Origin of the sequence: Clostridium sp. J1101437_171009_A5 (assembly GCF_015547905.1) — a bacterium.
Lineage (GTDB): Bacteria > Bacillota > Clostridia > Oscillospirales > Oscillospiraceae > Pseudoflavonifractor_A > Pseudoflavonifractor_A gallinarum.
Genome location: NZ_JADMVY010000005.1, coordinates 58355 through 73326, shown reverse-complemented (window position 1 = coordinate 73326; position 14972 = coordinate 58355). Strand labels below are relative to the sequence as shown.

14 protein-coding genes are annotated in these 14972 nt (G+C 58.9%); 1 reads left to right on the top strand and 13 read right to left on the bottom strand.

Features of this window, described 5'->3' with window-relative positions; all coding sequences use genetic code 11:
• Positions 1 to 305: 305 nt before the first annotated feature.
• Positions 306 to 3818 (top strand): pyruvate:ferredoxin (flavodoxin) oxidoreductase, encoded by a 3513-nt coding sequence (gene nifJ, locus I2C21_RS08640; protein ID WP_195279026.1) that lies wholly within the window; start codon positions 306 to 308, stop codon positions 3816 to 3818.
• Between the two features lie 142 nt (positions 3819 to 3960).
• Here the strand turns inward: nifJ and I2C21_RS08635 are convergent, their stop codons facing one another.
• From I2C21_RS08635 to I2C21_RS08575, 13 genes are all read right to left on the bottom strand, one after another.
• Positions 3961 to 4914 carry an alpha/beta hydrolase gene (locus I2C21_RS08635; protein WP_193538706.1) on the bottom strand — a complete coding sequence of 318 codons (954 nt, stop codon included), beginning with the start codon at positions 4912 to 4914 and terminating at the stop codon, positions 3961 to 3963.
• 76 nt (positions 4915 to 4990) lie between these two features.
• Positions 4991 to 5389 carry a desulfoferrodoxin family protein gene (locus I2C21_RS08630; RefSeq protein WP_195279025.1) on the bottom strand — a complete coding sequence of 133 codons (399 nt, stop codon included), beginning with the start codon at positions 5387 to 5389 and terminating at the stop codon, positions 4991 to 4993.
• A 17-nt stretch (positions 5390 to 5406) separates the two neighbouring features.
• Positions 5407 to 5982 (bottom strand): DUF308 domain-containing protein, encoded by a 576-nt coding sequence (locus I2C21_RS08625; protein WP_101692124.1) that lies wholly within the window; start codon positions 5980 to 5982, stop codon positions 5407 to 5409.
• Between the two features lie 76 nt (positions 5983 to 6058).
• On the bottom strand, positions 6059 to 6523 hold the full coding sequence (locus I2C21_RS08620) for a TspO/MBR family protein (protein WP_101692123.1): 465 nt from the start codon (positions 6521 to 6523) through the stop codon (positions 6059 to 6061).
• A gap of 19 nt (positions 6524 to 6542) precedes the next feature.
• Positions 6543 to 6947, bottom strand: a complete 405-nt coding sequence (locus I2C21_RS08615; protein ID WP_193538712.1) for a hypothetical protein — start codon at positions 6945 to 6947, stop codon at positions 6543 to 6545.
• Positions 6948 to 6965: 18 nt separating this feature from the next.
• Positions 6966 to 7538: a putative ABC transporter permease gene (locus tag I2C21_RS08610; RefSeq protein ID WP_195279024.1), complete on the bottom strand. Its 573-nt coding sequence runs from the start codon at positions 7536 to 7538 to the stop codon at positions 6966 to 6968.
• Positions 7539 to 7724: 186 nt separating this feature from the next.
• A complete protein-coding gene (locus tag I2C21_RS17560; protein ID WP_286167240.1) occupies positions 7725 to 8369 on the bottom strand; it encodes a Crp/Fnr family transcriptional regulator in 645 nt (214 codons plus the stop codon).
• A 238-nt stretch (positions 8370 to 8607) separates the two neighbouring features.
• Positions 8608 to 9393, bottom strand: coding sequence for a pseudouridine-5'-phosphate glycosidase (locus tag I2C21_RS08600; protein WP_195279023.1), 786 nt, complete (start codon positions 9391 to 9393; stop codon positions 8608 to 8610).
• Positions 9393 to 10511 (bottom strand): sugar ABC transporter substrate-binding protein, encoded by a 1119-nt coding sequence (locus tag I2C21_RS08595; RefSeq protein ID WP_235964338.1) that lies wholly within the window; start codon positions 10509 to 10511, stop codon positions 9393 to 9395. The genes I2C21_RS08600 and I2C21_RS08595 overlap by 1 nt, the downstream gene beginning before the upstream one ends.
• 61 nt (positions 10512 to 10572) lie before the next feature.
• Positions 10573 to 11529 (bottom strand): ABC transporter permease, encoded by a 957-nt coding sequence (locus I2C21_RS08590; RefSeq protein ID WP_195279022.1) that lies wholly within the window; start codon positions 11527 to 11529, stop codon positions 10573 to 10575.
• A complete protein-coding gene (locus tag I2C21_RS08585) occupies positions 11526 to 12272 on the bottom strand; it encodes an ATP-binding cassette domain-containing protein (RefSeq protein WP_195279021.1) in 747 nt (248 codons plus the stop codon). The genes I2C21_RS08590 and I2C21_RS08585 overlap by 4 nt, the downstream gene beginning before the upstream one ends.
• A 185-nt stretch (positions 12273 to 12457) precedes the next feature.
• Positions 12458 to 13717, bottom strand: coding sequence for a zinc ribbon domain-containing protein (locus I2C21_RS08580; protein WP_195279020.1), 1260 nt, complete (start codon positions 13715 to 13717; stop codon positions 12458 to 12460).
• Between the two features lie 14 nt (positions 13718 to 13731).
• Entirely contained in the window at positions 13732 to 14970 is a 1239-nt protein-coding gene (locus tag I2C21_RS08575) for a zinc ribbon domain-containing protein (RefSeq protein ID WP_195279019.1), read from the bottom strand.
• Between the last annotated feature and the right edge of the window lie 2 nt (positions 14971 to 14972).

Here is a 14972-nt window from a genome sequence, read left to right as displayed (position 1 = left end):
GAATCTTTCGTTGTGCGATCACCTGCGCTTCCCAAATGAACAATCATTACAGTTTGCAACAAATATGCCTTTGAACAGCGCCATTTTAAGGGATTTTTCTGGTCTATACAGGATAATGTCTGGCGAATCCCCAAAATGTGCCATACGGAAAAATGCGTTGCATTTTTTGTTTTGTATGCTATAATGATTGCCAAGAGAGTGCTATAATATAAATCATCGTTTGTTATTATAGCATATTTTAGCATATGACCTGTGGAATTTCAAGCGGTTTTCACAAAAAATGGGAAAGGACAGGGGAAAAGTTTATGGGTTTGTCAAAAATTACAGTGGATGGCAACACAGCAACAGCGTACGCATCGTATCCCTTCACGGAAATCGCTACCATCTACCCGATCACACCTTCCTCCACCATGGCTGAGATCATTGATGAGTGGAGCGCGGCGGGAAAAAAGAATCTGTTTGGGCGGACGGTGGACGTGCGTGAAATGCAGTCCGAAGGCGGCGCGTCCGGCGCCCTCCACGGCGCCCTCCAGGGCGGCGCATTGGCCACGACCTATACTGCCAGCCAGGGCCTGATGCTGATGCTGCCCAATATGTACAAGGTCGTGGGCGAATTGCTGCCCGGCGTGTTCCATGTCAGCGCCCGCTCTTTGGCCACCAACATTATCTCCATCTTCGGTGATCAGCAGGATGTCATGAGCTGCCGCCAGACCGGCGTAACGATGCTGGCCTCCTCCAGTGTGCAGCAGGCCTATCACATGGCGCTGACCGCCCATTTGTCCGCAATCAGCTCCCGCGTGCCGGTCCTGCATTTCTTCGACGGGTTCCGCACCTCCCACGAATACCAGAAAATCGAAGTCCTGGACAATGAGGATCTGGCCGAGATGCTGGACTGGGACGCGGTGAAGGCCTTCCGCCGGAACGCCCTCAATCCCAACCATCCTGTGTCACGGGGCGTCGTAACGAATCCGGATATTTTCTTCCAGTATCGTGAGTCCACCAACCGCTTCTTCGATCAGGTCCCCGCCACGGTGGAAAAGTACATGAACATGATCAATCAGCGCTGCGGGACGAACTACCATCCCTTTGATTACTTCGGCGACCCCGAGGCGGAAAATGTGATCGTCGCCATGGGCTCGGCCTGCGGTGTGATCCGCGAAACGCTGGAGTACTGGAATGCCCGCGGCAAGCGTCTCGGCCTGGTGGAGGTGCATCTGTTCCGTCCCTTCTCCATCGAATTCCTGCTCAAGGCGCTTCCTGCCGGGGTGCGGCGTATCGCTGTGCTGGACCGAACGAAAGAGCCCGGCGCGATCGGCGAACCGCTTTACATGGATGTGAAGAACGCAGTCAGCACAATGGCACAGCCGCCCATGGTCATCGGCGGCCGGTTCGGTCTGTCCTCCAAGGACTTTACGCCCGCAGATGTGATGGCGGTCTATGCAAACCTGGAAAGTGAGACGCCCAAGGACCACTTTACGGTGGGTATCGTGGATGACGTCACCAATCTGTCCCTGCCGGCTTATCCTGTGGAATTCGATTCCACGCCCAAGGAAAACTTCAGCCTGAAATTCTGGGGACTCGGCTCCGACGGCACCGTCGGCGCGAACAAGGCCGCCGTCAAAATCGTGGGCAACAACACGGACTATTACGTGCAGGCCTATTTTGCCTATGACTCTAAAAAATCCGGCGGCCTGACCGTCTCCCACCTCCGTATGGGCCCCAAGCTCATTGAGGGCTCCTACCAGGTCAAGAGCGCGGATTTCATCGCCTGCCACAACCAGGCCTATGTGCAAAAATATGACATGGCACGGGATCTGAAAGAGGGCGGCAGTTTTCTGCTGAACTGCAATTGGTCCGACGAAGAGCTGAATACGAAGCTCCCTGCCAGTATGCGCCGTACCCTCTGGGCCCGCAAGGCCCGACTGTACACCATCGATGCGGTGGATATTGCCCATGATCTCGGTCTGGGTAACCGCATCAACATGATCACCCAGGCGGCCTTTTTCAAAATTTCCGGTATCATGGATCTGGATTCCGCGGTCCGGGAATTGAAGCACTCCATCGAAGTGACTTATGGCAACAAGGGCCAGGACGTTGTGGACAAGAACAAGGCCGCGGTTGATCTGGGCCTGAGCAAGATCCGCCAGGTCGCAATTCCGGACTCCTGGGCCAATGCGGTTGACGATGCCGCCGAGGAGGATGCCCCCGACTATGTCAAGAATGTGATCCGCGTCATGGGCCGCCAGGAGGGCGACCAGCTTCCCGTCAGCACCTTCCTGGGACGCGAGGACGGCACCTACTATACCAATATCTCCAAGTGGGAGAAGCGTGGTATCGCGATCGACGTCCCCGAGTGGGAGATGGAGAAGTGTATCCAGTGCAACCAGTGTTCCTTCGTTTGTCCCCACGCCGTGATTCGTCCCACGCTGCTCTCGGCGGAAGAAGCCGCTGCCGCCCCCGATGGGTATGAAATGAAGGACGCCACCGGCTTTGCCGATACAAAATATCATCTGGCCATTTCCGGTATGGATTGTACCGGCTGCGGTATTTGCGTCAAAACGTGCCCGGTCGATTGCCTGAAAATGACGCCCTATGAGCCCAGACGGGAGAAAAATACCCGGGATTGGGCCTATACCACGGAGCATGTCCAGCTGAAGGAAATGGAAGAGAGCAAGAAGTTCACCGTTAAGGGCAGCCAGTTCCTCAAGCCCTATCTGGAGTTCAACGGCGCCTGCGCCGGATGTGGGGAGACGCCCTATCTGAAGCTCATCACACAGCTGTATGGCGACCATATGCTGTGGGCCAACTCTGCCGGATGTTCCCACGCGTGGAGCGGATCTCCGGAAGTCCCCCTGGCGGTCAATCACAAAAACCAGGGGCCCGCATGGGGCGATTCCCTGTTCGAGGATACCGCCGAATACGGCTTTGGCATGATGCTGGGTGCATCGGTGGTGCGCAACCGTCTGCATGACCTGGCGGAGGAAGTGCTGGCCAATCTGCCCGACGGCGAACTGAAGGATGCCATGGCCGATTGGTCTGCCAACTGTGAAGATCCCACCGGTACACGTCAGCGTGCCGACCGGTTGTCCGACGCGCTGGAAGCGGCTGACCGCAGCGGAAATGCGGCGCTGGAAGAGTTGTACGAAAAGCGGGACTTCCTCGTTCGTCCCTCTCAGTGGATCGTGGGCGGCGACGGCTGGGCCTATGATATTGATTACGGCGGACTGGATCACGTTCTGGCCTCCGGCGAGAATGTCAACGTCATTGTCATGGATACGGAGGTCTACTCCAATACGGGCGGTCAGGCCTCGAAATCCACGCCTACGGCTGCAATCGTTAAATTTGCGGCCAGCGGAAAGCGCACGAAGAAGAAAGACCTCGGCATGATGCTGATGAGCTACGGCTACATTTACGTGGCGCAGGTGGCTATGGGTGCCGACAAGGCCCAGACTCTGAAGGCCATCCGCGAGGCAGAGTCCTATCCCGGTCCCTCTGTGGTCATTGCTTACAGCCCCTGTATCAACCACGGCATCAAAGCCGGTATGAGCGAGGCGCAGAACCAGGCCAAGCGGGCGGTGGAGTGCGGATACTGGCACCTCTATCGCTTTGACCCCCGTAAGAAAGCGGCTGGAGAAAATCCGTTTACCATGGATTCCAAGGTGCCCACCGCTTCGATTCGGGACTTTATGCTCAGTGAAGTACGTTATGCCTCGCTATACAAGAAGTTCCCGGAGCAGGCAGACGAGCTCCTGGCCAAGGCGGAAAAGGACGCCGCCGAACGTCTGGAGTCCTATCTCCGCATGGCAAACCGCGATTAATGAGACTTGGGATGCGATCCTGATTGACACACAAAAAAGGCTTACCGTCCGCAATTTGCGGACGGTAAGCCTTTTCTTATCCCCACATAGTAGTTTTCCAGGGGACATTATACGGATGTATTTTGATGCGCTTGGGGGAAAATCAGCCCATCTGATGGAGGAAATGTTCCACATGCTCCATTGCCTCGCTGGCGCTTTTCAGAGGGAACATCTGAAATACATGCCACAGATCCTTCCAGCACTCCAGCACGCAGGGGACGCCGGCCTGGGCCAGCCCCTCCTGGAGCCGAAGGGAGTCGGAGAGCAGGATCTCCCGCTCCCCTACCTGGATGAGCGTGGGGGGCAGTCCCCGCAGATCCCCAAACAGGGGGGAGAACTCAGGGCGGCTCCAGTCTGTGTTGGGGGCATAGGCACTGCGCACGGCATGGATATAATCGGCGCAGAGCATGGGGTCCAGATCCCTGCAGCTCTCATAGGAGTCGCCGGAGGCGGTCATGTCGGTCCAGGGCGAATAGAGGATCAGGCGGCCGGGGAGAAAGCGATCTTCGTCCCGCAGGGTCATCGCCAGTTCCAGCGCCAGGTTTCCGCCGGCGGAGTCACCGGCCAGCAGAATGTCACGGGCGCCCCACCCCTGCCGCATCAGATAATCCCAGGCGGCACGGGCATCTTCCAGCGCAGCGGGATAGGGGTGCTCGGGTGCCAGCCGGTACTGGAAGACCAGAACCGCACATCCGGTCGCCCCCGCCATCTTGGCGGCCAGCACCCGGGCATATCCCAGGTTTCCGCTGGTGTAGCCGCCTCCGTGACAGTAGAGGATGGCCCGGCGCCGGTCGTGTCCCCGCTCCGGACGGACCCAGGCCATGGGCATGCCATCCAGGGTAAAGGGCTCCCAGCTGAAGCCGATGGGTGGGGAGACCAGCCGACCCAGGACCTCCTGTCCCAGGCGTTGACGCTTCAGGTCCTCCGGCTCCATGGAGTCGGGCGAGGCGGCGCTGTGGATGGCCTTGAGTGCGGCCATCACGGCTTCGGTCATTTTTGCGTTGACCTTTTCTGTATTTTCACTGTGTGTGCTGGAGATGAGAGAGTTTTTATACATGGGAGCTTCCGCCTTTCTAATGGTGGAGGAGTGGATGGAGGGCTGTTCCTGTGGACAGAGGAGCGGGGATCGTGGTTCAACAGAGGGTATCTGAGCGGGAAAAGGCGGTGGTTTTCCACAGCCCGTGGAGATTGCAGTAGGCGTAGGCGGCGATGGGAGACTCACCGCAGGGAAGCAGGAAATCGGCCTGTGGATCACTGCCGGGGGAGAGATGGCGCAGGTAGAAGCCATGCTCGGTCTCCAACAGGACCCAGAGGATGGAGTGTGCTTCGGTCATGGGGTGGGGGCTGCTGCCGATATTGAGGATGATCCAGCGGTTGCCCTGCTGTACCACGGGGATGTGCTTTTCCACGGCGCCGTCCGTGGAGCCGGGCTCCAGCAGGGTCATGGGCTGGCCGCAGCAGATCAGCGGCACGCCGGAATCGGTGAGTTTGGTAACTACGTTGCCGCAGTGAGAACAGAAATACAGATTCATAAGAGATCTCCTTTTGATCAAGTGGGGTCGGTAGGGACAGAGTCGGGGGGAGGAGCGGTGGGAAGTTTGCGGGAAGCCAGTGCCGTGGCCAGATCACTCACGCCGTCTGCAATCAGAGCGGCACCGAAAACCATGATGGTCATACGGGCGGCATGGAACGGATTGACGATGAGCAGGATACCCAGGATGAGGGGAATCAGGGAGGAGAGGGCCAGCGGAATGAGGGTAGAGGTCCGCAGATGGAGGGCGGAAAAGAACAGGGGGGCCTTGCCCACTCCATCAATCAGCAGAAGAGCACCCAGCACCAGAGGGAGGAAGGAGAGGATGGCCTGGGGCCAGAACAGGGCAAAGAGGGAAAAGGCCAGCGGGAGCACGGTGAGGAAGAGGTCGCCTCCGGAGCCTTCCCCTGCCTTACGGCTCTGAAGATAGCGGAAGAGATGACTGGCGGCGTAGACGGCGGCTCCGGCGGAGAGGGCCCATACAAAGATCGTGCCGCTGATTCCAGGGAAGAGGAGCAGGGGCAGACCCAGGGCCATATAGAGGATGGAGATCCAGATGGAGGCGCTTCGGGTCCAGAAGAATTGAAACATCATAGCAATACCTTGCCTTTCTGCTGCGCCGGATTGCCGCAGCTCTTGCAGTTTGAGTGGAGAGGATGGGGAAAGCTGGTCAGCGGTTGAGGGCCCAGACGGTGTAATTCAGATACCCGGCAAAGCTGACCCACAGGAAATAGGGGATCTGCAGCCATGCCGCCGCCCGGCTGACCGAGTGGAAGGCAAAGAGCATCAGCAGGATCAATAGCCACAGGACCCCGAGACAGAGCAGGGCGGCGAGATAATCTCCGCGGCCAAAGAAGAGCGGGCTCCAGATCACATTGACGGCCAACTGTAACACCCAGATCACCACGGCGAGTGAGGTACCGGGACCGCCTTTTCGGACGACGAGGGCCAGGCCCAATCCCATAAGCAGATAGAGGATGGTCCACACTACCGGAAATACCGCGCCGGGTGGTGTCAGAGGCGAGAGGGCCAGAAGCGGATAGACGGTCTCCAGGCCGTTGCCGGACAGGGTCCAGGAGAACGCCCCTGCGGCCAGCGCCAGGAGAGGAAAGAGAAGCAGTGCGAGTTTTTTCATAGACACCTCACAGATACGCTTAGAAGCGGACGGCACGACGGCCGGACCAGGATTCAGCCGAGAGTGCAATGGCGGAGACCAACAGATAGACGCCCCACAGTGCGGTCAGGGAAAACCAGCTCACGATCGGGTTGAGGAGAATGACCACGCTCAGAAGCAGATTCAGGATACCACCGGCCAGGACCCAGCCTGCCCCGGAGAGCTTTGCTTTGTACAGGGCATAAAAGGCGGAGATCTGGATGACGCCGGCAGAGGCGGTGAGGAAGCCTGCGGCATAGGAGAGCGATTCAATCAGGGGAAAGAGACCGGCGGGGCCGGAGAGAAGTCCGCTTTTCCGGTTGATGGGAGCGGCGGGCAGATCATCGAGGATCTGCTCGTAATCCGCATCGTGGATGTCATAGGGAGGACGGGAGGAAGGATTCATAGACAGAACCGCCTTTCTTTAAAATGGGAGAGGTCTGAAGCAGGTGGAGAGAAATGGATCGGCCGGTGTGTCAGCGGCGGAAGGGTGAGCGGGAAGGGTCCGATGCAGGGAGTGAAGCAAGTCGATGCTTTCCAGTACGAGGAGCAGGCTGGTGAAAAGAATCACGGTTCCTGCGGGGAGGGTCCGTACCCAGGAAGTGGCCAGGGGGTGAAGAAAGCGGACCAGAACCAGGGAGGAGAAGCCCCACCAGAGGGAGGAATACAGGGAGATGTAGCCGTGGAGCTGAAAAGGAAACCGACTGTAATCCCAATATCTCTGATGAAACATACGCTCCAGGGAAACGCCGGTCCCATATTCCAGTACGGTGGCGCTGGCCATGCCGGCCAGGAAGAGAAGCAGAGGGTGAGTGGCAAAGGGGGTGAAGAGAGCTGTGATCAGAAGGGCCCCAAAGCCGTAGATGGGAAGGAATGGGCCGCGGAGGAAACCGCGGTTGGTCCAGCGGCGTGTATGCAGGGAGACATAGCAGGACTCCCAGATCCAGCCGGCAAAGGAGTAGAGGAAGAAGAGGAATAGGACAGAAGCTGGTTTCATAGGCGGCACATCCAATCCTTTCAAAATCATGGGACCTTTGCCACTGGGGGTTATATCTATCATGTCATAAATGAGGCAGAAAAACGGTTGTGTAGACAACGGAGGAGAAAAAACGGGGGAAAAAGAGAAAAATACGCAAAAAATTCCCCCGGATAACCATGCGGTTACCGGGGGAGAAAACGATATTCAGACATTTGGGTCGGATTCTTCCGGGGTGAGGGAGAGGGCGTCCAGCAGTTCAAAGGCGTTGCGGTCAAAGCGGAGCAGGCCCTCATCCCGCATTTTGCACAGCTCGTTGGACATGGCGCTACGGTCCACAAAGAGATAGTCCGCCAGATCCTGCCGGTTGAGCGGGATGGGAAAGACACGGCTTCCAGCCTGATGGGCCTGGGCGGAGAGATAGTCCAGCAGCCGCTCCCGGATGGAGCGGCGGATGCTGTCCTCCAGCTTTCGGGTCAGCCGCTGGGCGGCCTGGGCCAGCGCCAGGGTGAGGTTTTGCAGAAAACGGATCTGCACCGGAGAGGTCAAAGTATGGTCTCGCAGAAGCATGTCCACGGGGAAGCGGAGAAGATCGGTATCCTCCATGGCGATGGCGGAGATGTGCAGGCGGTAGTGCCCCACGGCATTGATGAGGCCGATGGACTCCCCTCTGCCAAAGGTGTCCATCAGATTTTTATTGCCGTGGATATCTGTGTGGAACAGGTGCAGACGTCCTGTAAGGATCACGCCGACCTCGGAGCATTCTTCCCCATCCTGCAGGGCGGTGGTCCCCTTGGGAAGGTGGGATTGCCGCGCATTCAGGGTGTCCAAAAGTTCCAGACGCTCTTCCAAAGTGAAACTGCGAAACAGAAGGCTCGCATCCAGATAAGATAAAACAGAGGATTGCTCGATCATAAAACACATCGCCCCCAATGACACATTGAGACGGTCGGGCCGTGTTTTGCCCAGCTCTTATCTCTAATCATAAAGGAAAAAGAGGGGGAAAGGCAACGGGTATTTTACAGCTATTTATAAAAATAAGGATGTGTCACGGAGTCTCTGTGACACATCCTTATAAACAATGATTATTTTACCTCTCACCGGTCAACCGGGCGGCCAGAAGCGCGTTGGCGCAGATGGACTCAAATTGGATCTGGGAAGAGTATCCGTCGGTCAGACGATCAAAGGCGGCGTTGGCAGCGGGATGATACTCCCGCCCCTCGGCCTCGGCCTGCTTTCCGGCGGCAATGCCCTCCGCCAGCAGGGAGAGGTCCCCGACTCGCTTGTGAGCGGGAATGGGGTGGAGCAGGAGCAGCCGGCCGTGCTCCTGAGAGAGCATTTCCCCGCTCCAGGTGCCGGAGAGCGGCACGTCGGCGCTCTGGAAGAGATAGCCGGTGCAGCGGTCCCCTCCGATTCCCAGAACCCGCACGCCGGAGTCGGTCAGCCACTGAATGGTGGCCGGGATATCCAGCATGTCCTTGGGGGAGGTGGAGAGCAGTGCCACCGGAATATCCCGGAGAGCCGGAAGGTCGGGGCAGAGGGCCTCGCTGTGGATCTCACCGATGCCGCCCATGCCGCAGGTCACGGCCAGTGGAAGTCCCATCTGCTGGCAGACGGCCATGGTTCCCGAGGCAGTCAGCGCGCCGGAAAGCCCCTCCTCCAGTGCGGTGGGCAGCCGGTCATAGCTGATACGGCACAGCTCCGAAGCGCGGTCCCGGAAGGGGAGAAACTCCGCCATGGAGCCAATCACCACCTGCCCGGCATCCACCCAGGCAATGTTGTCCAGTTCCTGGGGCCAGCGGCGCAGCATCTCCTCATTGGAGATGGACACCAAGCCATGGGTGAGCAGTGCCGATTCAATCAGAAACGAATGCATTACTTCCAACCTTCCAGGTCGTTGACGTTGTCCACAGTGACCAGGGTCAGGGGCAGGTAGATGTTGTTCTCAAAGGTCTCGCCCTCGTTGAGCATCACCGCCATCTGAAGCGCGGCCTTGGTGTACCGCTCACTGGAGTAGGACATGGAACCGGTCATGGTGCCTGCGCTGATGGCGGCACGGGCGTCGTCGGTGAAGTCCACACCGTAGACCAGGACGCCCTCCTTACCCTCCGCGGTGAGTGCCTCCACGGCGGCCAGCGCCATGGTGTCGTTGCAGCAGAAGATACCCTTGAGGTCGGGGTACTCGGTGATCAGGGCCTTGGTGGCGTCATAGGCCAGCGTGGCGTCCCAGTCGCAGTTCTGCACCGCCACCAGATCGATGTTGTCGGTGGCCTCAAAGACAGACTTGGCGCCGGAGGTGCGGCCCTCGCTCTGGCCGGCACCGGCCAGACCGGCCAGGATGGCGACCTGTCCGCCATCGGGCAGACGGGAGATCATGTCGTTGGCCACGGTCTCACCCTGCTCGGTAAAGGCCACGGTGATGGTGGCATCCAGATGACCGCCGGCCTCTTCCAGGGCATCCACATCCACGCCGGGACCCAGGTTGATGACCTTGACGCCGTTCTCGTTGCACTTGACGATGCCGGGGATCAGGTTGGTGCCGTCGATGGGGGAGACAATGATGACGTCATAGTCCATGTCGGCCATGGTCATCAGCACGTCCAGCTGGGAGGCGGTGTCGCCCTCGGTGGTACCGGTCTGCACATCGATGTCGATGCCCATCTCCTCACCGGCGGCCTCGTAGTAGTTCTTCATATTGACCCAGAAGGGGTTGGTGAGAGAGATCACCACAGCGCCCACCTTGATGTCGCCAAACTGCTCGGGCATGGTGCCGATCTGGGCCTCCATGGCGGCGTCAAACTCCTGATAGAGCTGCTGCACGGTGGGGGAGAGGCCGCTGTCCGCACCTTCACCCTCCGGGGCGGGGGTGGCGCTGACCACGGGAGTGCTCTCCTGAGGGGCGGGGGTGCCTTCCACATTGGCGGAAGAGCCGCAGGCGGCCAGGCTGAAGAGCATTGCAGCCGCCAGCAGAAGGGAATACCATTTTTTCATCATCTTATATCCTCCTGTAAGACAGATTATGATAAAGGAAGCTCTTTCCTTTATACCAGTTGGATCAGCCGATACGGCTTTTGCGCTCCCGGAACTCCGCAATGACCACCGCGCACAACAGCATGGCGCCGGTAATGAACTGCTGGTAGTAGGAGGAGACGCTCAGAATGGTCAGGCCATTGCGGATGAGTCCCATGAGAAACACTGCAATCACGGTACCGGGCAGATTGCCCCGGCCGCCGTGCAGTGCGGTTCCTCCCATGATGACGGCACAGATGGCATCCATCTCCATATTGAGGCCGGCGTTGGCCTCGGCCGAGTTGAGCCGGGCGGTGACAATGATGCCGGCCAGCGCGGACAGAGCACCCATTAGCACAAAGACCGAGACCCGGTAGCGTCCAATGGGCACGCCGCTGCGCTTGAGCGCCTCCGGGTTGCCGCCCAGGGAGGTCACATAGGTGCCCCAGCGCATGTGGTAAAAGAGAGGGATGAGCAAGACAATGACCAGAAGAGCCATGGTGACGCCCGACTCCATACCAAAGAGATCGCCGCAGCCAAAGGAGCGGAAACCCTGGGGCAATTTGGTGATGGGAATACCCTGGGTGGCAATGAGGGAGAGGCCCCGGTACAGAAAGGCGGTGGCCAGGGTAATGATAAAGGCGTTGATGCGGGTAAAGTGGATGAGCAGGCCATTGATAGCCCCCATGATTCCGCCCAGAGCCAGGGCGAGGGGGATGGAGAGTCCAACCGACAGTCCGCCCTTCAGTGCCATAGCGGTGCAGATGGCGCTGAACGAGAGGATGGATCCCACCGAGAGGTCAATGGCGCCGGAGGAGATGATGCACATCATCCCGCAGGCCAGGAGCAGCCGGTAGGAGTTGGCCTCCAGGATATTGACCACGTTTTTCAGGGAAAAGAAGGACTGGGTCTGTATGGACAGAAAGACCATCATGGCCAGGCATACCACCAGGAGCAGCAGGGAGGTGGACTGCTTGGAGCACCAGCGTTTCAGAGCGATCATACTTCCTCCACCTCGCTTTCCCGGCGCAGGATCAGGTCCTGAAGGGCGTCGATGGTGGTATCCGCCGTGGCAGCTCCCGCGATGATATGTCCGGAGCGCAGTACATAGATGAAATCGGCCAGGGCAAAGACCTGGTGAAGATTGTGGCTGATGATGAGCTGGGTCATACCGCGCTCCCGGAGGCGGGAGAGCATTTGGAGCGTGCTGTGGCTCTCCTGAATGCCCATGGCGGCAGTGGGCTCGTCCAACAACAGGACCGAGCCCGGGCGGCGCAGGGCACGGGCAATGGCCACCCCCTGACGCTGTCCGCCGGAGAGATAGCTCACGGGCTGGGTCAGGTCGGGGATCTTTACATGGATGTCCTCCAGAAGCTGCCTGGCCTCCTCTGCCATGGCGCGCCGGTCCAGAAAGGGACCGCGCATGCGCTCACTGCCCAGAAAAATGTTCTCCACGCTGTTTTTAAAATTATCCAGTGCCAGGTCCTGATACACGGTCCGGATTCCAAGGTCCATGGCCTGGGGGATGGTGAGACCACGATAACTGCGTCCACCGATTTGGATCTCCCCCCGGTCGGGCCGGAGGTTGCCGGAGAGGATTTTGATCAGGGTGGACTTACCGGAGCCGTTATCCCCCACGATAGCGGTGATAGCCCCTTGCTGTACCTCCAGGGAGACGCCGTGAAGGACCTGGATCTGCCCAAAAGACTTAAAAACCTGGTTAATGGAAAGGATACTCTGTTTCATATTCACATCCGCTACACTGATTGACGAAAAGCAATGTTACCGTTTTCTATCATAGCAGTGTGCCGAAGGAAGTTCAAATTGACAAATAAAATAAATAGATAAAGTGATATAGAGAAAATCGATAGAAGCGAGGAACAGAAAAGCGGCGCGTCTTTATGACGCGCCGCTTGGCGGATCGGGGAAGATTACTGGAACAGCGCCTTGGAGGTATCAATGCTGTGGCCGGAGGGATTGCCGATATCCGTGCCGTTGCCGGAAAATTCTGAGCCATCGAAGCTGAGGGTCAGATCGGTGGGCACGTTTTCCAGCAGCACGGCGGTGCCATTGTTCACAAAGTGATTATCGTGATAGCGGCTGTCGGAGGCGGACTGGCCGGTGGAATTGAAGTGGAAGCCCACCTCATTGTCGGTAAAGGTACACTCGGTCACATTCACCCAGGCGCTCCCCTGGGACTGGAAACCGGTCTTGTAGCCGGTAAAGGAGCAGCCGATGGCCCAGGTCTTGACGGGAGCAATGATGCCGATGTCGGTGCCGTCTCCAACAAAGTCCATGTCATAGAAATAAGAGATGAACTGGTAATTGCCGCTGCCGATAGTTACCGAGCCCTTGAGAACAGTGCGCCCCGCCCCCTCGTCGGTACAGCCGTAGAACTCATAGGCCCGGGCCAGCTTCAGATCCCCTTCATAGGTCACGGGGGGCAGGTAGATGTGGATCAGATCGGAGGGGGCAACCTCCCGGACGGTCTGGTCCAGCAGGGCTTGCAGCTCCTCCACGGTGTTCATAGGGTAGTCCTGCCAGTGGTACTCGTGGGTGATGATGGGGGTAACATGGATGTTCTGGCGGATGCGGATCTCGTCCCCGTTCTGCATCTGAATGGTCCAGACGATCTGGGGCTCTCCGGAATCGCCGGTAAAATCCAGGGAGCAGATCATGGCGGCGTCGGGGGAGTACTCTTCGTCGTGACTGGGCTCTCCGGCGGTGAGAGGATCGGCGGCCTTCTCGTCCTGAACCACCTCCACGGTGACTTTCTCCACCAGAGGCTCAAACTCCGCCCAGGCATCGGCGCCGGTAGCGGCGTCGTTGACATACCACCGGGAGGGCCAGCGATACTCCTCGTCAGGGGAGCCCTGCTGGTAGATGTCGGGGGCGGGGGCACAGCGGTCGTTGGGCCAGGCCACCAGCAGCTGATAGGTCTTATCTCCGCTCTCGTAGTACACCACACCCAGCTCGTCATACCGCTGGGGCACATAGGGGCGATTACAGTACCAGACAGCCACACCGATGGCGGCGATTACTGCCAGGGCCAGCAGGCCCAGCAGAAGCTTTTTGAGCAGAGGGATAGGCTTTCTCACCTTTTTCCGGGCGTGGACGTCCTTGGCGCAGTGGGGACAGAAGGCGGCGTTTTCCGGCAGGTCCGCGCCGCAGTGGGGACATTTGTGTTCCATGATGAGATTCTCCTTTACTCAAAGGTGACCTGGGACAGGTCCAGGGGCTGGTCGCAGGAGTTGAGGATGCTCTGGGCGTTGGTCCGGAAGACGGAACCCTGGAAGTTGAGGACCACGTCGGTGGGGACGTTATCCAGCTGCACCGCCACATCATTGCCCTCAAAGAGGTTGTCGTTGTACATGGAGTGGTTGGCGTACTCTCCCGTGCTGTCGAATTGGAAGCCGATGCCGTTATTCTGGAAGGTGCAGCCGATGACATTGGCCCAGCTGGTGCTGTAGGCCAGTACACCGGTGTCCCAGCCGGTGAAGGTACAGTTTGTGGCCCGGAAGGGAGAGGAGCCGGAGAGACCGGTGCCGCTGCCGCGCCCCACAAAGTCAATGTCTTGGAGATAGGCGATCTCGCTGTTAGGTGCCACCACCTGAACGGGGCCTGTGAAGGTGGTACGCCTCCCGGCTTCGTCGGCAGAACCGTACAGGTTCATGCTCCGGCTCTGGATCGTGATTCCGTCCGCATAGGTCACCGGGGGCAGGTGGAGGTTGATGACCGCCACAGGGTCCGTCACCTGGTCCGGGATGGCGTCGATGAGAGCCTGGAGCTCCTCTGCCGTGTCCATGGGGTAGTCCTCCGGGTAGTAGTCATACACCGGGATGGGAACTACTTCATAGATCTGCCGGAGAGAAATGGTGTCTCCATTTTTCATGTGGAAGGTCCACACCAGCTCCGCCGGGGAGCTCTGCCCGGTGCAGTCGATGAGGGAGATGAGGGGACACTCGGGCGCGCCCTCGTTGTAGGCGGGCTGGGAGCATACGAAGGGGGAGGGGCTGTCCTCCTGGCCGGTAAAGGCCGCCGTTACCTCCACCACCTCCGCCAGGAAGGCCTCCGAGGCGTCCACGCCGTTATGGGTGTCGTTGACAAACAGCCGGGAGGGCACCCGGTATTGGCCCTCCGGCTCCCCGGGAATGGTCAGCTCCGGTACGGGGGTGTAGCGGTCTACGCTCTGGGTGAGCAGGAGCTGATAGTCCCCGTAGCGGACCTCCCCATAGCCGTCGTAGGTCCTGGGGGCGAAGACTGCCCACAGCCCAAACCCGACGGCGGCCAGCACCGCCAGAGCCAGCAGGGCCAGCAGCAGCTTTTTCAGCAGGGGGACCGGCTTTTTCGCCGCTTTCCGGGCATGGATGTCCTTCGCACAATGGGGGCAGAAAACGGCGTTTTCCGGCAGGTCTGCGCCGCAGTGGGGGCATTTGTACTCCATGA

Excerpts from the sequence above, each read along its gene's own strand:
- I2C21_RS08620 (WP_101692123.1), bottom strand. The coding sequence starts at position 6,523 with ATGAAAAAACTCGCACTGCTTCTCTTTCCTCTCCTGGCGCTGGCCGCA.
- nifJ (WP_195279026.1), top strand. The coding sequence starts at position 306 with ATGGGTTTGTCAAAAATTACAGTGGATGGCAACACAGCAACAGCGTAC.
- I2C21_RS08630 (WP_195279025.1), bottom strand. The coding sequence starts at position 5,389 with ATGAATCTGTATTTCTGTTCTCACTGCGGCAACGTAGTTACCAAACTC.
- I2C21_RS08575 (WP_195279019.1), bottom strand. The coding sequence starts at position 14,970 with ATGGAGTACAAATGCCCCCACTGCGGCGCAGACCTGCCGGAAAACGCC.
- I2C21_RS08600 (WP_195279023.1), bottom strand. The coding sequence starts at position 9,393 with ATGCATTCGTTTCTGATTGAATCGGCACTGCTCACCCATGGCTTGGTG.
- I2C21_RS08610 (WP_195279024.1), bottom strand. The coding sequence starts at position 7,538 with ATGAAACCAGCTTCTGTCCTATTCCTCTTCTTCCTCTACTCCTTTGCC.
- I2C21_RS08585 (WP_195279021.1), bottom strand. The coding sequence starts at position 12,272 with ATGAAACAGAGTATCCTTTCCATTAACCAGGTTTTTAAGTCTTTTGGG.
- I2C21_RS08580 (WP_195279020.1), bottom strand. The coding sequence starts at position 13,717 with ATGGAACACAAATGTCCCCACTGCGGCGCGGACCTGCCGGAAAACGCC.
- I2C21_RS08590 (WP_195279022.1), bottom strand. The coding sequence starts at position 11,529 with ATGATCGCTCTGAAACGCTGGTGCTCCAAGCAGTCCACCTCCCTGCTG.
- I2C21_RS08595 (WP_235964338.1), bottom strand. The coding sequence starts at position 10,511 with ATGATGAAAAAATGGTATTCCCTTCTGCTGGCGGCTGCAATGCTCTTC.
- I2C21_RS08625 (WP_101692124.1), bottom strand. The coding sequence starts at position 5,982 with ATGATGTTTCAATTCTTCTGGACCCGAAGCGCCTCCATCTGGATCTCC.
- I2C21_RS08615 (WP_193538712.1), bottom strand. The coding sequence starts at position 6,947 with ATGAATCCTTCCTCCCGTCCTCCCTATGACATCCACGATGCGGATTAC.
- I2C21_RS08635 (WP_193538706.1), bottom strand. The coding sequence starts at position 4,914 with ATGTATAAAAACTCTCTCATCTCCAGCACACACAGTGAAAATACAGAA.